This is a genomic window from Holophagales bacterium, from assembly GCA_016719485.1.
GTDB lineage: Bacteria > Acidobacteriota > Thermoanaerobaculia > UBA5066 > UBA5066 > UBA5066.
On sequence record JADJZB010000004.1, the window covers coordinates 169,309 to 190,887 of the forward strand.

Sequence of the window (21,579 nt, forward strand, 5' to 3'; positions counted from 1 at the left end):
GGGCCGTATGGCCAAGCCGAAAGCCACGAGCCCGTTCCTCTCCGGCCGCCGGATCGCGCCCCGCCCCGTCCGGGGGAGCGTCCGCGCCGCGGACCTGATCGACCAGACCTTCTCCGCCTACAACGCCGCGCGCCTCCGCGAAGGGTGCGGGCTGTTCGCGCAGCGAATGCTCGAGCCCGACGTCACGGTCGGCGTCTCGCTGACGGGCGCACTGACACCTGCCGGCCTCGGCCTCGCCTGCCTCATCCCTCTCATGAAGGCCGGCTTCATCGACTGGATGATCTCCACGGGCGCGAACCTCTACCACGACGTCCACCACGGCCTCGGGATGCCGATCCACGAGGGGAAGCCGACGTTCGACGACGTCGCCCTGCGCAACGACGGCGTCATCCGGATCTACGACATCGTCTTCCCCTACGAGGTCCTCCTCGACACCGACGCCTTCTTCCGCGAGATGCTCAAGGCGCCCGACTTCCAGCGGCCGATGTCGACGGCCGAGTTCCACTGGCTCGCGGGGCGGTTCCTCGCCGCGCGCCAGAAGAAGCTCAGGGTCCCGCCGGACCAGTCGGTTCTCGCCTCGGCCTACAAGTACGACGTCCCGATCTACACGAGCTCCCCCGGCGACTCCTCGATCGGGATGAACGTCGCGCGGCGGGCGCTGGAGGGAGGGGCCTTCTCCTTCGACGTCTCGGCCGACGTGAACGAGACGGCTTCGATCGTCTACGCGGCCAAGAGGTCCGGCGGGAAGAGCGCCGTCCTCATCGTCGGGGGCGGGAGCCCGAAGAACTTCCTCCTCCAGACCGAGCCCCAGATCCAGGAGGTCCTCGGGATCGACGAGGCGGGGCACGACTTCTTCCTCCAGCTCACCGACGCGCGGCCCGATACGGGAGGCCTCTCGGGGGCAACGCCGTCCGAAGCGGTCTCCTGGGGCAAGATCGATCCGAGCGCCCTGCCCGACACGGTCGTCTGCTACTGCGACGCGACGATCGCGTTGCCCCTCCTGACGGCCTACGCCCTGGCGCGGCACGCGCCGCGCCCCCTCAAGCGCCTCTACCGCAGGCGCGAGGAGAGCATGGGAACGCTGCGTTCGGCGTTCGAGGCGGCCCGGCGCGGCGAAGGGCTCAGCAAGAGGGCGCCGGCGGACTACCACGACAGGCTTCGCGAGAGCGCCCCGGCGAAGAAGGCTCACGCCGGGTTGCGGACCCACTCCGCCTTCGGCGGGACGACGAAGGGGAAGCCGGCGATCAGGAAGCCGCGAAAGGCTTGAGCTCTTTGAGCCGGTCGGGAACGTCGCGGTACCCGGCGTTCGACCCGAAGATCTCGAGATAGGTCCGGTAGGCGGCTTCGCGGTCCCCGACCTGCTCGTGGACCCCGGCCAGCGCGTACTGGATGCCGAGCCGGTCGTCTTCCTTGATGCCGATCGTCTCGAGCCCCTTGCGATACCACTTCACGGCGAGCTGGGGAAGACCCTTCTCGAGGAAGCAGAGGCCCAGCATCGCGCAGCATTCCACGGCGTGGAGGGGGTCCTTGGCGGCGAGCTGGAACTCTCCGATCGCCTCGTCCGTCAGGCCCATCTCCTTGTACGCGATTCCGAGGTTGTAGTGGGTCTCGAAGTCCTCGGGCGAGAGCTGCTGCTCGACCCCCTTCTTGAAATCGCGGAAGATCTCCTCGAGCGAGACTTCCCTCCCTTCGCCGTCGGCCACCGACGCCACGTCGACGTCGCGACGGAGCTCCGTGTGGAGCTCGTCGGCGAAGTTGAAGAACTCCTGCTCGTCGGAGAAGAGGCCCGAATCGTCGACGGACGGGGACCCGGCCGCGATCGCGTGTGGCGTCGAATCCGTCGACGGCGAGTCGCGCACCATGTCTTCCGTGAGGGCCTTCCCGAGCTCGGCGTCGAGAACGGAGTCGAGGTCGTCGGAGAGGATGTCGTGCAGCGAAGCGCGGGAGGCGTCCGCGCCGCCTCTCCCCCCCTCGAGACGCAACCGCCGGGCGGCGAGGTCGGGATCCGCGGGAAAGCGGCCCTCGAGGGACTGGAGGCGCTCGGCCGCGTCGACGACCATTCCCTGGTCGAGGCAGAAGTCGAGCTCGGACAGCTCTTCCGGAGATGGCCTTGCCGGAAGGGTGACGGGAATGTCGAGGTCGACGAGCGGCTCCTGTGCCGCCGCGACGTCCGGCATGACGAGATGCTCGGGGGTCTCCCCGGCGAAAAGGGCCTCGACGGGTTCGACCGGCTCGAGCTCCGCCTGTGAAGGCTCCGCGAGCCGCTCGGAGATCGCCGGTGGCACCTCCGGGGAGTGAGCGGGAGCAGAGGACGGGGCCGACGACGGCTTCCGGAGCGACCGGAGGAGATCGTCGGGAAGGACCGGCTCGACGCTCGCTTCCTTCTTCGCCTTCGCTCTCGGCGCCCTCGCGCCGAGGAGATCCAGCTCGACGTCCTCGGGACGGACGGTCCGGACCTTCTTCGACGGCGGCGCCGGCTGTCCTTTCCCCATCCCGAGAATGTCCTCGGCCGAGAGCTTCGCCCTGGGCCTCGCACGCACTTCGGGAACGACGGGAACGACGGGCTCGCCTGGCTCGACGACCGGTTCGGACTCCGGTTCACCGGCGGACTCCAGTGTGGGCGGAAGTCCCTCGACGGCCGGCTGCGCCCACCCCAATCCCGGGACCGCCTCCGACCAGGGCTCTTCCGCCGGCGTCTCCGCCGGCTCGAGGAGCGGCTCAGGCTCGGGGGCAGCCGCCACGAACTCCTCGCCGGCGGCCTCCGGTTCTGCGGGCGTCACCGCCGACACCGCGGAAATCACTTCCGTCGGCGGCTCCTCCAGGGCCTGCGAGGCGAAAGCCGGGACTTCAGCCGGTTCGACCGGTTCTGCGGCCCGCGCCTCGACGTCCACCGGAGACTCCACCTCGGCCGGCTCTTCCGAGGGAGCGGCGGCAACGACCTCTCCCGCTTCCTCTTCCTCTTCGTCGTCCGTTTCCGTCTCCGCGGAAAGCTCACCTCCCTCGCTGCCCGCGAGGACGAGCTCTTCCACCAGGGGCTCGGCGACCGCAGCGGCAGGCGCTTCCGGCTCCGGAGGGGCCTCCCGAAGCGGTTCTCCGAGCAGTCCCTCGAGACCGCGGATCCGATCCTCGCGGCCGGTGGTCGCATAGGCCTCGGCCAGGATCTCGGCCTGCTGGCGCGCATCGGCGCGGTTTCCCTGCTCGAGGAAGAGCTCGAAGAGCTTTTCGCGAACCCGGAGGTTTCCCGGCGCCCTGTCGATCCAGGGCCGGAGCTGGTCCACGGCCTTCTCGAGCAGTCCATACCTCCGGAAGACGTCGGCCTCTACCAGGGCGTCGTCGAGCGCCATGTCTCCCGACGAGGATCGGGGTATCGCGCCGAAGGAGGGTGGGCCGGCCGGTCCCTCTTCCACGATCGGCTCCGGCTCCGGGAACACCGTCGAGGGCCATGCGACCGCAGGCCCCTCCAGAGACTCGACGTTCGTTCCCGGGAACAGCTCCGACCCGGCGGCGATGCCGGGACCGAAGCCCGCCGGAGGCTCGAGGGACAGGTCGAGCGCGGGGAACTCGGTAGAGATAGAGAACTGAGCCGGTTCGGACGGGACCTCCGCGTCGGGCTGAAGCTCCTCGATCTCCTCGCCCCCGAAAGCGGCCTGAGGGGGCTCCGGCTCCGTTCGAGCGGCTTCGGCCTGGCGTGCCTCGTAGGCGTCGAGCGCCTCTCTCGCCGACAGCGAACCCCACGAGGGCTCGAACTCGTCCCGGTCTTCCCCGCGTCCCGTTTGCGGCGCGGACGGCAGGCCCCGTGCCGGCGTCGGCGGCGGAGCAGCGAATCCCCGCGGGGGCGTCGGCGGCGGGACCGGTGCCTCCGCGGCGATCATCGGACCGGGTGCCTCGACCACCTCCGCGTCGTCGAGGTCGAACTCGAACTCGTCGGACGACTCGACCGGGGGGAGAGCGACGACCGGCACCGGCGGAGCGGGGGCCGCAGGGGTCGCGGGGGCCGCGGCAGGAGGCGCCGCCGACTCGAAGCCCGAGAGCGTGACCTCCATCTTCCGCTCTATCGACGACGGGGGAACTCGCTGCGGGCCGACAGAGACCGCACTCGCCTGCGGCTCGAGCTGGGAAAGGCGGGAGCGGAACTCCGCGTTGTCGGGCTGCACGCGAGCGCAGTGACGCAGGAGGTCTGCAGCCTCTGCGAGCTTTCCCTTCTTCCGATAGAGCTCCGCGAGCGCGGAACGGAAGGGCAGGGCCGTCGCCTCGTCTCCGATTCCCGAGGCGATGTCCACGATCTTCTTCACGAGATCGTCGACGTCGGGAGCGGCCCGGGCGATCGGGACGAGAAGGGCGAGCGCCTTCTTCGCCTCGCCGCGCCGGACGGCGGCATCGGCAAGGGGCGCGGCTGCGGCCCACGCCAGGTCCGGTCGCCGCCCCTTGAGCTGGATCTTCACCACCGCGGCCAGGACGTCCTCGTTCTCCGGCTCCACCGCGCGGGCCTTGTCGGAGAAGCTGCGCGCCTCGGCCATGTCGTTCGCGGCGAGGGCTGCCTCGGCGTACAGGAGGAAGAGCGGCACCGAGCGCGGGCTCGCCTCCAGGCCCTTGCGCAGCACCGCCCGCGCCTGGTCGACCGAGTTGATCGACAGCAGGAGGGGCACGAGCGTCCGCAGGATCTCGACGTTGTCGGGAGCCAGCTTCAGGGCCTTCTCGTAGACCCGGATCGACTCCTCGTTCGCGCCGCGCTCCGCGAGCGCCCCCGCGACGACCGCGTACTCCCGGAGCGCCTCGGGAATTCGCTTGGCCTGCGTGAAGAGGTCGGCGAGCTTGACGTGGAGCTGCAGGTTCTGCGGCTCGATGGCGACCATCTTCTGGTAGATCCCGATCGTGCCGCCGAGGTTGTCCTGCTTGAAGAGGTAGTCGGCGAGAACCTGGTAGTTGCTCTTCGCCTCCATCCAGAGCTGCTGCTTGACGTAGAGCTCCGCGAGCTTCTCGTAGATGTCGAGGCGCGCCGGGTCGAGCTTGTTGATCTTCTTGTACATCGCGATGGCCCGGACGTAGAAGCCGTCCCGGGCGTAGTACTCGGCGATGCGCAGGAAGTAGGTGATGGACTCGTCGTTCCTGCCGAGCCGGACGTTGAGGTCGCCGGCCTTGTTCAGGATGTTGATGTCGTTCGGGGTCTCCTCGAGGACCTTGAGGTAGTCCCGCAGCGCGGCATCGACCTTCCCCTTCTGCAGGGACTTCTCCGCAGAAGAGATGAGGGCTTCCCGCTTGGTGGCCACGGCTGATCTTCGCCCGATTCCTCAGGCCGCCGCAACGGTCGATGCGGTTCGGCCCGAAGAAAGGACCCCCGCGAAGCTCAGGCGGTGGTCGGGCGAGGGTCCGTGACGCCTCAGCGCGGCGAGGTGCGCGGCGCTCCCGTAGCCCTTGTGCGCCGCGAACCCGTACCAGGGACGCGCGGCGTCCAGCCCGCGCAGGATGGCGTCCCGCGACGTCTTCGCGAGGATCGAGGCCGCCGCGATGCAGGCCACGGTCGAGTCACCCCGAACGACGGCCTTCTGGGGAACCGGCAGGGACGGAATCCGGAACCCGTCGACGAGGACGAAGTCGGGCCGCGCCCCGAAGGCCTCGAGACCGTCGAGCGCCCGGCGCATCGCCAGGAACGTCGCGGGTGCGATGCCGAGGGCATCGATCTCTCCGGCCGTGGCCGAGCCGACGCCCCACGCCACCGCGGCTCTCCGGACCCGTGGCGCGAGGTCTTCGCGCACCTCGACCGGGAGGGCCTTCGAGTCGTCGAGGCCCGGAATGATCGCGCCCGGCGGCAGTATCACCGCCGCCGCGAACACGGGACCGGCCAGAGCCCCCCTGCCCGCTTCGTCGACACCCGCGACGAAACGAGCCCCGCGGGCGCGCGCCTCCTCCTCGGCTTCGAGAAGGGCTGCAACCCGCGCACGCTCCCGCGACACCGAGGAGGATCGTCCTGCCCGGCTCTCCGCCGCCGCGGTTCGATTCGACGATCTCGGGGAGCCCGGTCGACGGTCCATCCCTCTCCTCGTCCGGCGGACGCGGCGTGCGCGTCGTGGGGGGGCATGGCCCCCGGGAAGATCAGGCCTTCCGCTTCTCGGCGATTCGGGCAGCCTTGCCGCGAAGCTCCCTGAGGTAGTAGAGCTTGGCGCGGCGGACGATGCCGTGGCGCTCCACTTCGATCTTGTCCAGAACGGGCGAGTGGACGGGGAACGTCCGCTCCACGCCGATCCCCTGGGAGATCTTGCGCACGGTAAAGGTCTCCCGGACGCCGCCGCCGCTGCGGGCGATGACGAGACCGTTGAAGACCTGAATCCGCTCCTTCTCCCCCTCGCGCACCTTGACGTGCACCTTCACGGTGTCGCCGGGGGCGAATGGCGGAATGTCCGCGCGCAGGGCATGGCGTTCCGCCTCGAGCAGCTTGTCCATTTCGAGGAACCTCCGAAGACGTCTTGCTCGTCCCCTCCGGAGGGGACACCTCCCCCTCACCGGATGAACGACCAGAACGCGGATTCTACGGAGTCCGGGCCGGACGGGCAACTCGGGCGAGGAGCTGGCGGTCCTCGTCCGTTTCCGGGCTGAATCGGGAGAGGAGGTCGGGGCGATGAAGGGCCGTCTCCTCGAACTGTCGTTCCCGCCGCCAGCGCCTGATCCGGGCATGGTTCCCCGAGAGGAGCACGTCGGGGACGGGCAGCCCACGAAACTCCCTCGGCCGCGTGTAGTGGGGGTGGTCGAGGAGGCCGTCCTCGAAGCTGTCGAGCCGGACGCTTTCCGCTTCTCCGACGACGCCCGGGACGAACCGGGAGACCGCTTCGAGCAGCGCCAGCGCCGCGACCTCCCCGCCGGGCAGGACGAAGTCGCCGAGCGAGACCTCTCCGTCGAAGAGGCCACCCTCGCGGGCTCGCTCGTCGACGCCCTCGTAGCGGCCGCAGACGAGAACGAGGCGGGGAAACGCCGCGAGCTCGCGGGCGAACGCCGCGTCGAGCCGGCGGCCGCGGGGCGACAGGTAGAGCACGTGCGGCGACGGCGCTCCCTCCTCGGCGCGGAGGGCTTCGATGGCGGCGAAGAGCGGGGGCGCCGTGAGGACCATTCCCGGGCCGCCACCGAACGCCTCGTCGTCGACCTTCCGGTGAGGGTCGTCGCTGAACGGTCGCAGGTCCACGACGCGGACGTCGAGAAGTCCGTCGTCGATCGCCTTTCCCACCAGCGCCTCCGAGAGCGGTGAGGCGAAGTAGCCGGGGAAGATCGTGAGGAGGTCGAACCTCATGCGTCGAGCAGGCCTGCCGGCGGGTCGAGCACCACGAGCCGTTTCTCGAGGTCGACGGAGACGACGATCGGCTCGACGAACGGGACGTCCCTTTCTCCGGATGCGGTGAGGAGCGTGAGGAGTGAGCGCCCGCCGAGCTCCTCCAGCGCCGTCACGAGCCCGAGCTCCCGCCCGGACCGGTCGACGGCCCGACAGCCCTCGAGGTCGAAGTGGTAGACGAAACCGGCCGGGCGCGGGACCTCGCTCCCCTTCGGGACTGCGATGTCCAGACCCCGGAGCGCGTCCGCATCCGTACGGGAGGAGACGCCCTGGAACGTCAGGAGGAGGCGTTCTCCGTTCGGGCGGACGGCGGAAACGACGAGCGAACGGCGCTTCCCCGCCGCATCCACTCCGACGACCGCGAGGCCGGGGACGAACCGCTCGGGGAAATCGGAGAGGACCTCGACGCTCATCTCGCCGCGCAGGCCGTGCGGCCGCGCGAGCCGGCCGACGACGACGAGGTCCTCCGGCGTCACGGGACCGCGCCCGTCAGGCCTTCGGGCGGGCCATGAGCTTCTGGACCGTCTCCGAGGCCGAAGCGCCCTTGGCGATCCAGGCCTTCGCCTTCTCGACGTTCAGGTCGAGAAGGGGCGGGTTCTTGGTCGGGTCGTAGTAGCCGAGCTCCTCGAGGACCTTGGCGGTCGGGGTGCTCCGGCTGTCGGAGACGACGATGCGGTAGGCGGGGGCATTGGAGCCGCCGGTGCGGCGGAGTCGGATCTTCAGCATTGGTTTCCTTTCGGCGCGGTTTCCACGGGGCCTTCCGGCTCAGAATCGGAGCCGGGAAGCGCCCTTCATCAGCTTCTTCATTTCGAGATACTGCTTCAGCAGCTGGTTGATGTCCTGGACCGAGGTCCCCGAGCCGCGCGCGACCCGGAGCTTGCGGCTCCCGTTCAGGAGCTTCGGGTCGTTGCGTTCCTGGGCGGTCATCGAGTCGATCATCGCCTCGAGGTGCTTGGTCGCGTCGTCCTCGATCTGCAGGTCGCGCAGCTGCTTGAACGGCCCGACCTTCGGCAGGTGCCCGACGAGCGTCGAGAGCGGTCCCATCTTCTTGAGCTGCCGGAAGTGGTCTCTCAGGTCGTCGAGCGTGAACTCGTTCTTCCGCAGGCGATCGACGGCACGCTGCGCGGCCTTCTGGTCGGCCTCGGAGGAGACCTTCTCGATGAGCGTCATGACGTCGCCCATCCCGAGGATCCGGGAGGCCGCCCGGTCGGGGTGGAATGGCTCGAGGTCGGCCGGCTTCTCTCCGATGCCGGCGAACTTGATCGGCCGCCCGACGACGGTGGCCAGCGAGAGTGCGGCGCCGCCGCGGGCGTCACCGTCCAGCTTCGTCAGGATGACTCCCGTCAGCGGGAGGCGGTCGGAGAAGGCGCGGGCCGACAGGACGGCGTCCTGACCCGTCATGGCGTCGGCCACGAAGAGGATCTCGTCGGGGTCGCAGGCCTCGCGGATCCTGGCGACCTCGCCCATGAGCGACTCGTCGACGTGGAGACGCCCGGCCGTGTCGACGATGGCCACGTCCCATCCGAAGAGCTTCGCTTCCTTGACGGCCGCCTTCACCCGGGTCACGGCGTCCGTCTCCCCCTTCGGGTCGAAGCACGGCAGGCCGTTTTCCTTGCCGAGGGTCCGGAGCTGCTCGGTCGCCGCGGGGCGGTGGACGTCGGCCGGGACGAGGAGGACCTGCCGGCCGAGCTTCTTCTTCAGGTGGAGACCGAGCTTGGCCGCCGTCGTCGTCTTCCCCGAACCTTGCAGGCCGACGAGGAGGATGACCGACGGACGCTTCTTCAGGTTCAGCGTGACGGCCGCCCCGCCGAGGAGGCCGACGAGCTCGGCCTGGACGATCTTGAGGACCTGCTGGGCCGGGGCGAACGCGGTCAGGACCTCCTGCCCCACGGCCTTCTCCCGGACGCGCTGCATGAAGCCCTTGACGACGTCCAGGTGGACGTCCGCCTCCAGGAGCCCGATACGGATCTCCTTGAGGGCCTCGTCAACGTGGAATTCCGTCAGGTGCCCCTCGCCACGGAGCCCCTTCATCACACGCTGCAAACGGTCGGACAGTGAGTCGAACATCGCCCGAAGTCGCTCAGTCTAGCCGCGGAGGGGGGACCGGTCAAACCCGTCGGCCTGGCGGGAGATCCTCCGAAAAGGACGGGACTTGACAGACCGATCGAAAGTCCCTATCTTGCCCTCGAAGCTCGGGCGAAGAAATTCGTCGACGCTAAGGGTGTGGCGATCGGCAGTGACCTCTAGTCAGATCGCCATGGCACACCCCCAACCGTCCCGACCCTCAGGCCGGTCCGAAGCCGAACCCGATAGATCGAACCAGAAAGAACGTTGATCGAATTCGCTGAGAAACAGCGATCGAACCCCGGATAGAAAGAAGGAGAAACCATGAAGAAGATCCTTTCCGTCGTCGCCCTCATCGCCGTCTCCGCCTCCCTCGTCGCCTGCGGCGGCGAGAAGAAGGAAGCTGTCCCCGCCGAGGCGCCCGCCGTCGTCGAGGAGCCCGCCCCGGCCGTGACCGAGACCGGCACCACGACCACCACGGAGACCGCCCCCGTGACCACCGAGACCACCACGACCACGACCACGACCGAGACCGCCCCGGCCACGACCGAGGCCGCCCCGGCCAAGTAAGCGGTTCGAACTTCGAACCCGGAAGGCGCCCCGCTCTCGCGGGGCGCTTTTCTTTTCGGGCGTCCCCCCGGGGAGACACGCTTCTGGCAGAACGTTTGCGAAACTGCGTTCGGCCCTTGGGGCCGGAGGAAAACATGAGCCGGAACGTCACGACCCTTGCCGCCGCGATTTTCGCCGTCGCCGCCCTTGGCGCCACGCCCGCCAGGGCGGACTCGATCGCCTCGACCGTCTCCTACCTCCCCGTCGCAGACATCGAGGGGGCGACGGGCTCCTGGCGAACCGACGTCTGGATCTTCAACCCCGACACGACCCTGGAGAACGAGGTCGACCTCTACTTCACCCCTGCGGGGGTGGACGGAACGAACCTCGATGGCATCCGGATCACTCCGCCTCTGGCTCCCCGTGAGTCCGTGTCGCTGGCCGACATCCTTTACGAGTACTTTGGAAAGACCGGCACCTACGGCGTTCTCGAGGTCCGCGCGACCTCCCCGGTCATGGTCACGAGCAACACCTACAACGTGGCCGGGAGCGCGCCGGGGACCTACGGGCAGTACTCGCCGGGCCAGCCCGACCGCAACGCCCTCGGCTTCGACGACTCCGTCTTCGGCGACCTCTACGTCACGGGTCTCACGAACGACGGCAACCTCCGGACGAACGCCGTCGTCATCAACCCGTCCGAGGTCGAGCTGGAAGCGGGCGTCCAGCTCCTCGACGCCAACGGGCTGATGAATGCGAACGGGAGCACGCGGGTCGTGAAGGTCCCGCCCTATTCTCTCTACCAGCTCAACGATATTTTCGGAGCCGAGTTTGCTTCGATCATGCCTCCCGGGCCAGGCCCGTACCGCCTCAACATGTTCGTCAACCTCGGCAACGGCGCGCGCATCCTCGGTTACGCCACGGTGACGGACAAGCGGACCGGAGACCCTTACCTGATCCCTGCCCAGGCCATGAGGCCGTGACGCGGGCGCTCCTCGTCGACCTCGGAAAGGTCCTCGTCGGCTTCGACCACCAGGTGACGTGCAACCGGCTGGCGGAGGTGACCGGCGCATCCGCCGGCCGCCTCCGTTCCGTTCTCTTCGGCGACCTCGAAACCGCATTCGACCGGGGCCGCCTCCGTGCGACCGAGTTCTTCCGCGCCTGCGAAAGGGAGGCGGGCCTTGGCCGCCTCTCCGACGACGTGTGGACGTGGGCCTGGCGGGACATCTTCCATCCCCTCCCGGACGCGATCGCAGCGCTGGCGCGCGTGCGGCCCGGCATTCGGCGCGTCCTCGTTTCGAACACGAACGCGCTTCACTGGGAAGGTGTCCTCGGGGTCTTCGACCCCCGCGAGCTCGTCGACGCGCTCGTCCTCTCGTTCCGCGTCGGCGCCGTGAAGCCGGAGCCTCAGTTCTGGGACGCCGCCCTCGCGGCAGCGGAGTGCGCACCCGGGGAGTGCCTCTACGCCGACGATCGTCCGGAGCTCGTGGCCGCGGCGTCCGCCCGGGGGATACCCGGTTTCGTCGTCCGGGAGGGCGGTTCGTTCGCCGCGGAGCTCGACAGGCGCGGGCTCCTCTCGGGCGCCGTCGACCCCGCGGGGAATTCCGAGGCTGCTCGAACCGTTCGGATATCCTGACCATGGGGAGCATTCAGATGCCGCGATTCCGATCTCTCGCCACCGCCTTGATCGTCCTGCTGCCGTTGGTGGCCTGCTCCCGTCCCGAGGGGAGGGCGGAGACGTCCAGCCCGTCAGGATCGGGCGTGGCGTTCGCCACGGGCACCTTCGACGAGGCGCTCGAGCGCGCCCGGGCCGAGAAGAAGCTCCTTCTCGTCGACGTCTACACGGACTGGTGCGGCTGGTGCAAGAAGCTCGACCGGGAGGTCTTCGCCGACCCGAGAGTGGCCGAGGCGTCCAGGAGCCTCGTTGCCATACGCGTCAACGCGGAGAAGGGCGGCGAGAGCGTCGCCCGGCGGTTCGACGTCCAGGGCTACCCGACGGTCCTCTTCGTCGACGGCTCCGGAAACGTCGTGAAACGCGTCGACGGATACGTCGGCACCGCCGAGATGCTGAAGATCCTCGGCGCGCTCCCGAAGGTCTGACGACGTCGCCTCATTCCGAGCAGGATCGCCTCGCGCGGGGGCTCGCGGCACTCCGCGAGGGTCGCTATTTCGATGCTCACGAGGAATGGGAGAAGGTCTGGCAGCGGGCGTCCGGCGCAGAGCGACGCTGTCTCCAGGGGCTGATCCAGCTCGCGGCCGCCGGGGTCCACCTGCGCAAGGGCCGTACGGGTCCGGCGGCCCGCCTTCTCGACCTGGCGATCGCCAAGCTCCAGGACACGCCCGAGGATTTTCTCGGGATTCCCGCCGGGGCGCTCCTGACCCGGGCCCGGACGCTGAGGTCCGGCCTGGCCGCGGGCACGATACCGGCCGAGTCCGTAAGCCTCTTCAGCCCTCCGCTGCCTCGACGAACGGCGTGAGCGGCGCCGGAAAGACGCCCGCGCCCCTCTCTCCGACCTCGGCGAGCAGGCGTCCGTCGGGAAGCCGGTCGCGAGCGCCAAGAGTCCCGGCCCGTCCGACACCGAGGGCCCCCAGCTCTCCGGCGAGAATCCCGCAGAGCGCGAGCGATGGCGCCCGGCCTTCGATCACGGCCCGAATGGCCCGCGCGTAGGCCTGAGCGATCCGCGCCGGGCTCCGGGCCTCGCCCCACGTCCGGGCCGCGGCAGACCGCACCGTCCGCAGGGCGTCGTCCGAGCCGAGGGCGTCGAGGGCCAGCGCGATCGCCTCGGGCTCCCCCTCCCCGACCGGGATCTTCGACGCGAAACCGTCCGGGAGCTCCCGGAACCAGCCGACGTCGCTGACGACGACGGGCAGGCCGCACCCCGCGAGGCGGCAGACGGCTCCCGATGTCTCGCCCACGGTGGGAAAACGGAGGTTCACAGCGACGTCCGCGGCCCGCGCGAGGCGCCAGAAGTCGTGATCGGAGAGGTATCCGGTGAAGCGGACGTCCTCATCGAGCCCTCGCTCGCGAACGGCCTGGACGAGCGGATCGTCGGCGGCAACGGCGCCCCCCACCACGACGAAGGGTCGCCGCCCGGGAGGAAGGAGCGCCAGCCCCTCGAGGAGCTTCCCGATCCTCTTGGCCGGCGTCACGATACCGAGCGTCGCGGCGATGACGCGGTCCCTCGGGAGGCCGAGGCCGATCCGGGCCTCGTCGCGCCCGTGCGCAGGAGCCGGCGCCACGAGGTGCGGAATCTCGAAGGAGGGGACCCGAGGCCGTTCCCTCAGGAGCGCGCCGCGGACGAGGCGCGAGTGGACGATCACGGCGGAAGCGTCGCCCACGGCGCCGAGCGACATGGGCCATCCCCACGGCGCGAGATCCCAGACGGGAACGCGCTCCCCCCTCCTGGCCCTGTCGCCGAGGGTCCGCCCCCGCGCGCCGTGCGAACGTTCCAGCTCCCGCGCGTACTCGTCGACAGCGCCCCGGTCGAGGTATCCCGCCGCGAAGAGGTGGTGGAGGGAGAAGTCGTGGAGGACGAGGAGAGACGGTACACGCCGGGCGTTCTCCCGGAGCGCTTCGAGGGACGGCAGGTGGAGCGGGTCGTTCCCGACCTGGAGGAGAACGGCCCGGTGGCCACCGGCGAAGGCGTCCTTCGCCTTCGCCGGTGGGTAGGTGACGAGCTCCACCTCGCCAGCGAGCGCGGCGAGAAGGTCGGCCGAGTAGTCGGCGATTCCGGAGCGGACGGGGGGAAGTGGGCTGACGAAGCCGAGTGTCGCAGCGGTCACGCCAGGCCGCCCGCGCGAAGGAGAGCCGACACGACCGCGTCCCACGTCATGCCGCGGATCGACTCGAAGCCGCGCTCCCCCATTCCGCGCGCCACGGCCGGCGCGGCGAGGAGCTGGGCCGCCGCGGCACCCACGGCCCCGCCGTCGGGCGGCGTGACGCGTCCGGTCTCCCCGTCGATGACGAACTCGAGCGGGCCGCCCGAGTCCGTGCAGGTCACGACCGGCTTCTTCGACAGGAACGCCTCGAGGGCGATGTAGCCGTAGTCCTCGTCGGCCGGGGTGAAGAGGACCGCGCCACACCCCGCGTAGAGCGCGAGGAGGTCGTCGTCGGACACCGCGCCGCGGAAGTCGACGTTCGCCCCCGTCCGCGCCGCCACCTTCCGGAGCCGCTCCTCGTCGGGTCCGGACCCGGCGATGACGAGCGGGAAGCCGCCCGCCGCCGCCCCCTCGATGGCGAGGTCCATCCTCTTCCACGGGTCCAGCCGTCCGACGACGAGGCCGAACGGGCCGGGACCGTCGTCGCGGTAGCGGCCCGCGAGCGGTGGCGGGTGGTAGAGCGCCTCCGCCTCGATCCCGTTGAAGCGCATCAGCCGGTCGGCCGTGTTCCGCGCGTTCGTGAAGATCTTCCTCGCTTCGCCCAGTCCTGTGGCGTCGGCCTCGGCGACCAGCTCGCGCCAGCGCGTGTCCTCGGGGCTCGCGGTGAAGTCGCTCTGCTGGGTCCCGAAGCGGTCGTAGGCCTGGCGGAACTGGTGGATGAGCCAGACGACCTTGTTCGGGTGGCGGACGAGGTACGACGGGAACTTCATCGGGATGACGAGGTCGACCTTCGTCCCGTCGGCCTCCGTCACGTCGACGAGCCGCCACGCCGCCGCCGAGAGGAGGATCTCCTCCCGCGGGTACCACTTGAATGGCAGCTGGACGAGGTCGGCCCGGTGTCCGCGGGCCTTCAGCTCGCGCAGGAGCCCGGCGGCGTGACGTTCGGCGCCTCCGGACGCGAACGGCACCTGGGCCGTGCAGACGAGGATGTTCGCCACTACTTCACGCCCGTGACCGCGACGTCCTGCGGGGCGAAGACGAGCCGCGCGAGCGCCGCCACGAGCGGGTCGGACGCCTCGGTCCCCCCGCCGGTCACCTCGCGGGGCACCGGCGAGCGGTAGGCGATCGTGACCTCGCGCAGGCCGCACGCCTCCATCAGCCGGCCGAGCGACGGCCCCGGAACGGGCCGAACGTGCGTCAGGTCCATCCAGAACCACTTCATGGCGTAGACCGACTCGGCGTTGACCGTTTCGAGAAGGAGGCGTCCTCCCGGGGCGAGGCGCGAGACGGCGAGCTCCACGAGCGGCAGGAGGGCGTCGGCCGGAAGGTGCTCGACGACCTGGTAGGCCGTGACGCCGCCCAGCGAGCCCTCGGGTTGTTCGCGGAGCCAGGAAAAGAGATCGGCGTCGTCCACCGCGAGCCTCTTCTCGCGGCACCGGGCGACCATCACCGGGTTCGTGTCGCAGCCACGGCCCGCCAGGCCCCGGGCCGCGAGCGCCTCGAGGAACTCGCCCCGCCCGCAGCCCAGGTCGGCAATCGGGTGCTTCGCCCCGAGGAAGAGGGAGACGTCGCCCTCCTGGCGCGCGCGAATCTCGTCTTCCGCTCCGCGGAACGTCCGCTCGAAGTCGGCGTAGAGGCCGGCCGAAAGAGGGTCGGCCGCCGACCGTGTCTCCGGCACCCCGGACGCCCCGCCGTCCGCCGGGGCCGCGAGAGAGCCCCCGGACCGCAGCTCGGTGCGCAGCGTGGTCCACTCCAGCCGCGCCCCTCGAAGCTCCTCCGTCGCGCGCCCGAGGTCGAGACGGAGCGTCTCGAGCCGTTCCTCGGCGGACGACAGTCGCGTCGATGACTCCTCGAGCCGGGACCCCGCGGAGTCCGACCGGCTCTCGAGAAGATCGAGCCTCTTCTGGCTCCCGGAATGCTCGACACCGAGGCGCTCGACGGCGCCGTCCACTCTCCTCGTCTCTTCGGCGAGCGAGGCCCGCAGCTCGATATCCCTCTCGTCGAGGGCCGACAGGAGCGCGAGGCGCACCTCCTCGAGCCGTGCCCGCTGCGCCTCGGCCTCGTCCTTCAGGCCGAGGTGCTTCGCCTCGACCTCGTCCCCCAGCTCGCGGTGCCTCGCCCGGTGCTCCGAGGAGAGGTCCACGAAGGCCGCCTCGATCTCGAGGAGAGAGGTCCGGAGCGCCTCGTGGACCGCCGAGTTGAAGACTCCCTGGTCTCGCGTGACGATCCGAAGGGCGCGCAGGGCGAGCTCCTTCAGGCTGCGGAATCGGGCGTCGGCCGGCAGGGACGGCTGGACGAACCGCGAGGCATTTTCGAGGATGGTCCGCGGGCCGGCGAGGCTCGGGGCGCCACCCGATCCGGCGCGAGGCCGCGAGCGAGTTGAGGCGGGTGAGTTCGGCTCGGGGGTCGCGAGCGCTGCGAGCTGCGCGGCGAGCTCGCGCGCGAGGCCCGCCGCGTCGCCGCGTCGGTCGTTCGTCATCAGCCTTATATTACGGCCCGCACATGACCCGCGACGCCTTCCGCCTCCTCCTGCCCGCCTTCGTCCTTCTCGGCCTCGCTTCCGGCCTCAGCTCGTGCGACTCGTCGCGATCCCCGGCGGCGGAGGTGAAGTCCCCGGCGGCGCCCGCCGCGGAGGGCGCGCCGGCCCGGCGGACGAGCCCGTACGAGGGAACGCTCACCGCCGTCCACTGGCCCGGCGAGAAGCACCTCGCGAACGTCCGCCAGCTGACGTTCGCGGGCGAGAACGCCGAGGCGTACTGGTCGGGGGACGGGAAGAGGCTGATCTTCCAGTCGACCCGTCCGCCCCACCGCTGCGACCAGATCTTCGTCGTCGACGTCGAGTCACCGGGCGAGCCGCGCCTCGTCTCGACCGGGAAGGGACGGACGACCTGCGCCTACTTCTTTCCGGGCGGCGAGCGGATCCTCTACGCCTCGACCCACCTCGGCGGGCGCGAGTGTCCGCCACCGCCCGACATGTCCCAGGGTTACGCCTGGGGGCTCTATCCCGACTACGACATCTTCAGTGCGAGGCCCGACGGAACCGACCTGCGCCGGCTCACGGCGACTCCGGGGTACGACGCGGAGGCCACCATTTCCAGGGACGGGCGGAGGATCGTCTTCACCTCGGCGCGCGACGGCGACCTCGAGCTCTACTCGATGAACGCCGATGGCGGCGACGTGAAGCGGCTCACACGCACTCCCGGCTACGATGGCGGGGCGTTCTACAGCGACGACGGGGAGTGGATCGTCTACCGCGCCTCGCGCCCCGAGACGCCGAAGGCCGTCGAGGATTTCAAGTCGCTCCTGAGCCGCCACCTCGTCAAGCCCAGCCGCCTCGAGATCCGCGTCATGCGCTCCGACGGCTCCGGTGACCGGCAGGTGACCAGCAGCGGCGTCGCGAGCTTCGCGCCCTACTTCTTTCCCGGAAGCCACGAGAGGCTCCTCTACGTTTCGAACCTCGCCGACCCGAACGGTCGCGACTTCGACATCTTCGCCGTGGACGTGGACGGGACCGACCTCGAGAGGATCACGTACAACCCGACGTTCGACGGGTTCCCGATGTTCTCGCCCGACGGAAAGCGGATCGCGTTCTGCTCCAACCGCCACAACGGAAGGCCGAACGAGACGAACGTCTTCGTGGCCGACTGGATTCCCTGAGGTCAGGAAGCGACGGTCCCTCCCTCGGACAACGAGCCGTGGCGAACGGTCTCGCGGAGGATCCGCAGGAGCGTCAGGCCGACGGCCAGGACCATCGGGCCGATGAAGAGGCCGAGGATGCCGAACGCGCCGAGGCCGCCGAAGACGCCCAGGAACACGACGAGGGTCGAGAGCTCGCTCGAACCGCTGATCAGGAGCGGCTTCAGGACGTTGTCGGCCATCGAGACGATGACGATGCCCCAGATCGCGAGGAAGATCGCCATGCCGGGGCGCCCCTGGAGCCAGCAGACGATCGCTCCCGGCGCCCACACCAGGGCCGTTCCACCCATCGGCAGCAGGGAGAGGACGGCCATCGCCGCGCCAGCCAGGAAGGGCGACGGCAGGCCGGCGATCGCCCAGCCGATCCCCCCGGCCACCCCCTGGATCAGCGCGGTGAGCAGCGAACCCCGGAAGATCGACTGGAGCATTCCCCTGAGGGACCCCAGGAGCGCCACCCGGCGCTCCTCCTCGAGCGGAACCAGGTCGAGGATCGCCCGCACCATCTCCCGGCCGTCGCGGAAGAGGAAGAACAGGAGGAAGAGGGTCACGAGGAAGGTCAGGACCGCGTCGAACAGTCCCATCACGATTCCGCCCGAGAACTTCGCGAGGAGGCCGGAAAGACCGGACGCGAGCTCGCCCGCCTTCGCCACCATCTCGGCCGTCGTGAAGCCGGACCGCGTTTCCATCCAGGTGAGGGCGTCTCGCACGGCCGGGATCCGGAGCAGGTCGTCCGGCCCGGACACCTGCCTCGCGGTGAGCGCAGCCGAAGCGCGCCCGACGACGCCGATCGCCTCGTTCACGAGGACGCTCACGAGCAGGACCGCGGGGAGGATGACGAGCAGGCCGATGGCGAGGGTCAGGAGAATCGCCGCGAGGCCCCGGCGGCTCGGCATCTTTCTCTCCAGGAATCGCCACGGACCCGAGAAGGCGACCGCGAGAACGATCGCCCACGCGGAGGCCGTGCCGAACGGCGCGAGGGTCCTCGCGGCGAGCACGCCGATCCCGAACGCGACCAGCAGGAAGGCAGCGATCGGGTAGATGCGCGACGGGATGCTGTAGGACATGACGACTCCTCGGTCGGGGACCGCCGGAGATGATAGCGGTCCCGTTGCTAGACTCGCGACGATGCCCGGCTTCCGTTCCCGGCGGACGGGGCCCCGGTTCCCTCCGGCGCCCCTCCCGGACGATCCCGTAGACCTCTCGCGCCGCGCGGTCCGAGCCGCGCTCGACCAGGGCTTCGTCGCGGCGGGGGTCGTCACGGGACCCGTCGCGCGGGCGTGGGACGGCTTCCGGGCTTTCCTCGACGGCGGCCTGCACGGCGAGATGCAGTACCTGGAGAGGGACGCGGAGGCGCGGCGCAGCCTCGAATCGATCCTCCCGTTCGCGAAGGCCGCGATCTGCGTCGCCCGCGAGGTGCCCCCCGGGGGAGCCGGGAACGTCGCGCGCTACGCGCGCGGCGAGGACTACCACGGCGCCGTCCGGCGCGAGCTGAAAGCCGTCGTCGCATCGCTCCGGCGAGCGGCTCCGGCCGGGGCGCACTTTCGCGTCTGCGTCGACACGGCGCCCGTCCTGGAGCGGGAGTGGGCCGTGGGCGCCGGCCTCGGCTTCGTCGGAAAGAACGGCATGCTCATCGTCCCGGGCGTCGGCTCTCACGTCGTTCTCGGGGAGGTCCTGACCGACCTCGCCCTCGCGCCGACGGCGTCCGTCGTGGACGGCACGTGGGAGAAGTGCGGCGGCTGCACGGCCTGCCTCGACTCCTGCCCCACCTCGGCGATCCTCGCGCCGCGCGTCGTCGACGCGCGGCGCTGCCTTTCCTACCTGACGATCGAGAAGAGAAGCACCTTCACGCCGGAAGAGGAGTCGTGGCTCGAAGGCCGCCTCTTCGGCTGCGACGACTGCCAGGACGTCTGCCCGTACAACTCCGGGCCCCGCTGGAGAGAGGACGTGCTGGAACCGCCCGCCTCTCTCGATCCGGTCGAGCTGACCTCGCTGGACGGCCCGGCCTTCGAGGCCCGCTTCGCCCGTTCCGCCGTGAGACGGGCGACTCCGGATGGACTCCGGCGAAACGCCCGCGCCGCCCTCGCGAGGACGGCCGGGTGAGCGGGACGCTCCTCGTCGTGGCCGGGGCGTTCGTCCGCGACGGCCTCCTCCTGCTGACCCGTCGCCCGGAGGGAGGCCCCCTCGCGGGGTTCTGGGAGCTTCCGGGAGGCAAGGTCGAGGCGGACGAGACTCCGGAAGCGGCGCTCGCCAGGGAGTGGCGCGAGGAGCTCGGGGTCGAGGTGGAGTCTTCCGCGCCCCTGACGTTCGCCTCCGGCGCTCCGAACGGGCGGCACGTCACGCTCCTCGTCTACCTCGTCCGCTCGCTGCACGGAGAGCCCTCGCCCCTCGGCGTCGCCGAGATCCTCTGGACGACGCCGGCGGAGGCTTCGCGGCTCCCCCTCCTGCCGGCCGACCGGCCCGTCGTCGAGCAGCTGGCGTCGGGCGGAACCGCCCGATTCGCGGCCCCCTCCGTCCACGAGGGCACACCGTGAACGACACGCTCCTCCTCGTTCTCTACTCCGTGTGCCTCGGAGCCTCGAGCTTCTTCTCGGGCTCGGAGACGGCCCTGACGACGCTCTCCGATGCGGCCGTCTTCCGTCTGAAGGAGAAGAATCACCCCCAGGCCGCCCGGCTCGAACGGCTCCGCGGCCATCTCCCCCAGACGATCAGCACTCTCCTCATCGGGAACAACCTCGTGAACATCGCGGCCGGATCGATCGGGACGGTCCTCGCCATCGAGGCCCTCGGCGAGAAGTGGGGGGTCGTGACGGCCACGGTCGCGACGACGCTCATCCTCCTCATCTTCGGCGAGGTGACACCGAAGACGCTCGCCGCCCGGAACTCCGAACGGGTCGCCTGCCTCGCGGCACCCGTCATCGAGCTCCTCGTCGTGCTCTTCTCGCCGCTCGCCAGGCTCCTCTCCGGCATCGCGGGCGTGCTCCTTCGGCCCTTCGGCGGAAGCGCTTCCGGCCCGGCCGACGTCACGGAGGAAGACGTGAAGAGCCTGATCTCGCTCTCGCACGACCAGGGGCAGCTCGCGAGCGAGGAGAAGGACATCCTCCACGCCGTCCTCGCATTCGGGGACAGCCCCGTCGTGGACGCGATGGTTCCGCGAGCCAAGATGGTCCTCCTTCCCGCGGACGCCACCTTCGAGAAGGTCGAGGCGATCGGGCGCGTCTGGAGATACAGCAGGCTCCCCGTCTATCGCGAAACCCCCGACGACATCGTCGGCATCCTCCACGTCAAGGACCTTTTCGACGTCACCGACGAGGAGGAGAAGAGCTTCGACGTTTCGCGCCACCTCCGGCCGGCGATCTTCATCCCGGAGCAGAAGCGCTCCGGCGACCTCTTCCGCGAGATGCGGCGCCGGCGCTTCCACATGGCCGTCGTCGTCGACGAGCTGGGGGCCGTCTCGGGGCTCGTGACGCTCGAGGACCTCGTCGAGCAGATCCTCGGGGACATCGACGACGAGCACGACGAGGAGGCCGACTCCCCCGTGATCGACGGCGCCTCCATCCTGATCGAGGGCTCGTACCCCGTCGCCTCGCTCGAACGGGATCTGGGGCTCTCCCTGGACGAGCCCGAGATGGAGACGGTGGCCGGATTCCTGCTGAAGAGGTTCGGGCGGATTCCCCGGACCGGCGCGCGGACGTGGCTCGGCGACACGGAGTTCGTCGTCGAGCGCGCCTCGCCGCGGGCCATCGAACGGATCCGCATCACCAAGAAGGCCCGGTCTCCCGAGGAGCCCGAGGCGGAAAAGGCCTGACATGCCGAAGGTCGTCTTTCTCGACCAGGGACTCCGCGGGGAGCTGCCGGAGGGGATCACGGCCCTCGAGGCGGCGCACCGTCTCGGGGCCCGTATCTCCTCCATCTGCGGCGGGGCCGGGACCTGCTCCACCTGCCGTGTGGAGTGCGTCGTCAACCCGCAGAATCTCTCGCCCACCGAACCGCTCGAGGACGCGTACGACATGGGACCCGGGGTCCGCCTCGGCTGCCAGGCGCGGATCCTCGGGGACGTCGGGCTCCGGACCGTGAAGATCCCCCGGGCGGTGCTCTCCTGAGCCGCCCCGCCGTCCGCCGGGCGCTCAAGCGCGCGGGCC

The 21,579-nt window shown here is 70.2% G+C and carries 22 protein-coding genes; 11 read left to right on the plus strand and 11 right to left on the minus strand.

Annotated features, from left to right (window positions below; all coding sequences use genetic code 11):
* The first annotated feature begins 7 nt into the window (after positions 1 to 7).
* A complete protein-coding gene (locus tag IPN03_03775; GenBank protein ID MBK9372850.1) occupies positions 8 to 1,267 on the plus strand; it encodes a deoxyhypusine synthase in 1,260 nt (419 codons plus the stop codon).
* Here the strand turns inward: IPN03_03775 and IPN03_03780 are convergent.
* From IPN03_03780 to ffh, 7 genes are all read right to left on the minus strand, one after another.
* Positions 1,245 to 5,267: a tetratricopeptide repeat protein gene (locus IPN03_03780; protein ID MBK9372851.1), complete on the minus strand. Its 4,023-nt coding sequence runs from the start codon at positions 5,265 to 5,267 to the stop codon at positions 1,245 to 1,247. The two genes, IPN03_03775 and IPN03_03780, sit on opposite strands and share 23 nt — an antisense overlap.
* Positions 5,268 to 5,288: 21 nt before the next feature.
* A complete protein-coding gene (locus IPN03_03785; GenBank protein MBK9372852.1) occupies positions 5,289 to 6,029 on the minus strand; it encodes a ribonuclease HII in 741 nt (246 codons plus the stop codon).
* Between the two features lie 61 nt (positions 6,030 to 6,090).
* On the minus strand, positions 6,091 to 6,438 hold the full coding sequence (rplS, locus tag IPN03_03790) for a 50S ribosomal protein L19 (GenBank protein MBK9372853.1): 348 nt from the start codon (positions 6,436 to 6,438) through the stop codon (positions 6,091 to 6,093).
* A gap of 85 nt (positions 6,439 to 6,523) precedes the next feature.
* Complete coding sequence (gene trmD / locus IPN03_03795) at positions 6,524 to 7,276, minus strand: tRNA (guanosine(37)-N1)-methyltransferase TrmD (GenBank protein MBK9372854.1); 753 nt, start codon at positions 7,274 to 7,276, stop codon at positions 6,524 to 6,526.
* Positions 7,273 to 7,791: a 16S rRNA processing protein RimM gene (gene rimM, locus IPN03_03800; protein MBK9372855.1), complete on the minus strand. Its 519-nt coding sequence runs from the start codon at positions 7,789 to 7,791 to the stop codon at positions 7,273 to 7,275. Before rimM ends, trmD begins: the two co-directional genes overlap by 4 nt.
* A 13-nt stretch (positions 7,792 to 7,804) precedes the next feature.
* A complete protein-coding gene (gene rpsP, locus IPN03_03805) occupies positions 7,805 to 8,041 on the minus strand; it encodes a 30S ribosomal protein S16 (GenBank protein MBK9372856.1) in 237 nt (78 codons plus the stop codon).
* Between the two features lie 39 nt (positions 8,042 to 8,080).
* Positions 8,081 to 9,382 carry a signal recognition particle protein gene (gene ffh / locus IPN03_03810; protein MBK9372857.1) on the minus strand — a complete coding sequence of 434 codons (1,302 nt, stop codon included), beginning with the start codon at positions 9,380 to 9,382 and terminating at the stop codon, positions 8,081 to 8,083.
* A 321-nt stretch (positions 9,383 to 9,703) separates the two neighbouring features.
* Here ffh and IPN03_03815 point away from each other — a divergent pair, with 321 nt between their 5' ends.
* From IPN03_03815 to IPN03_03835, 5 genes are all read left to right on the plus strand, one after another.
* Entirely contained in the window at positions 9,704 to 9,949 is a 246-nt protein-coding gene (locus IPN03_03815; GenBank protein MBK9372858.1) for a hypothetical protein, read from the plus strand.
* 134 nt (positions 9,950 to 10,083) lie between these two features.
* Positions 10,084 to 10,908, plus strand: coding sequence for a hypothetical protein (locus IPN03_03820; protein ID MBK9372859.1), 825 nt, complete (start codon positions 10,084 to 10,086; stop codon positions 10,906 to 10,908).
* Complete coding sequence (locus IPN03_03825) at positions 10,905 to 11,561, plus strand: HAD hydrolase-like protein (GenBank protein MBK9372860.1); 657 nt, start codon at positions 10,905 to 10,907, stop codon at positions 11,559 to 11,561. Before IPN03_03820 ends, IPN03_03825 begins: the two co-directional genes overlap by 4 nt.
* A gap of 125 nt (positions 11,562 to 11,686) precedes the next feature.
* Positions 11,687 to 12,025, plus strand: a complete 339-nt coding sequence (locus tag IPN03_03830; protein MBK9372861.1) for a thioredoxin family protein — start codon at positions 11,687 to 11,689, stop codon at positions 12,023 to 12,025.
* A complete protein-coding gene (locus IPN03_03835; protein MBK9372862.1) occupies positions 12,022 to 12,402 on the plus strand; it encodes a DUF309 domain-containing protein in 381 nt (126 codons plus the stop codon). Before IPN03_03830 ends, IPN03_03835 begins: the two co-directional genes overlap by 4 nt.
* Here the strand turns inward: IPN03_03835 and IPN03_03840 are convergent.
* The 3 genes from IPN03_03840 to IPN03_03850 are packed head-to-tail and all read right to left on the minus strand — an operon-like array spanning position 12,371 to position 16,223.
* Positions 12,371 to 13,708 (minus strand): glycosyltransferase family 4 protein, encoded by a 1,338-nt coding sequence (locus tag IPN03_03840; protein ID MBK9372863.1) that lies wholly within the window; start codon positions 13,706 to 13,708, stop codon positions 12,371 to 12,373. The genes IPN03_03835 and IPN03_03840 overlap by 32 nt on opposite strands.
* Positions 13,705 to 14,742 (minus strand): glycosyltransferase family 4 protein, encoded by a 1,038-nt coding sequence (locus IPN03_03845; GenBank protein MBK9372864.1) that lies wholly within the window; start codon positions 14,740 to 14,742, stop codon positions 13,705 to 13,707. The genes IPN03_03840 and IPN03_03845 overlap by 4 nt, the downstream gene beginning before the upstream one ends.
* Entirely contained in the window at positions 14,742 to 16,223 is a 1,482-nt protein-coding gene (locus IPN03_03850) for a methyltransferase domain-containing protein (GenBank protein MBK9372865.1), read from the minus strand. Before IPN03_03850 ends, IPN03_03845 begins: the two co-directional genes overlap by 1 nt.
* 23 nt (positions 16,224 to 16,246) lie before the next feature.
* On the opposite strand from IPN03_03850, the gene IPN03_03855 reads away from it, so the two are divergent.
* Entirely contained in the window at positions 16,247 to 17,401 is a 1,155-nt protein-coding gene (locus tag IPN03_03855; protein MBK9372866.1) for a PD40 domain-containing protein, read from the plus strand.
* Between the two features lie 2 nt (positions 17,402 to 17,403).
* Here IPN03_03855 and IPN03_03860 read toward each other — a convergent pair whose 3' ends face one another.
* On the minus strand, positions 17,404 to 18,504 hold the full coding sequence (locus tag IPN03_03860; protein MBK9372867.1) for an AI-2E family transporter: 1,101 nt from the start codon (positions 18,502 to 18,504) through the stop codon (positions 17,404 to 17,406).
* Between the two features lie 61 nt (positions 18,505 to 18,565).
* On the opposite strand from IPN03_03860, the gene queG reads away from it, so the two are divergent.
* The 4 genes from queG to IPN03_03880 are packed head-to-tail and all read left to right on the plus strand — an operon-like array spanning position 18,566 to position 21,540.
* A complete protein-coding gene (queG, locus tag IPN03_03865; GenBank protein ID MBK9372868.1) occupies positions 18,566 to 19,540 on the plus strand; it encodes a tRNA epoxyqueuosine(34) reductase QueG in 975 nt (324 codons plus the stop codon).
* Positions 19,537 to 19,971 carry a (deoxy)nucleoside triphosphate pyrophosphohydrolase gene (locus IPN03_03870; protein MBK9372869.1) on the plus strand — a complete coding sequence of 145 codons (435 nt, stop codon included), beginning with the start codon at positions 19,537 to 19,539 and terminating at the stop codon, positions 19,969 to 19,971. Before queG ends, IPN03_03870 begins: the two co-directional genes overlap by 4 nt.
* On the plus strand, positions 19,968 to 21,245 hold the full coding sequence (locus IPN03_03875; protein ID MBK9372870.1) for an HlyC/CorC family transporter: 1,278 nt from the start codon (positions 19,968 to 19,970) through the stop codon (positions 21,243 to 21,245). The genes IPN03_03870 and IPN03_03875 overlap by 4 nt, the downstream gene beginning before the upstream one ends.
* A 1-nt stretch (position 21,246) precedes the next feature.
* Positions 21,247 to 21,540 (plus strand): 2Fe-2S iron-sulfur cluster binding domain-containing protein, encoded by a 294-nt coding sequence (locus IPN03_03880; protein ID MBK9372871.1) that lies wholly within the window; start codon positions 21,247 to 21,249, stop codon positions 21,538 to 21,540.
* The last annotated feature ends 39 nt before the right edge of the window (positions 21,541 to 21,579 follow it).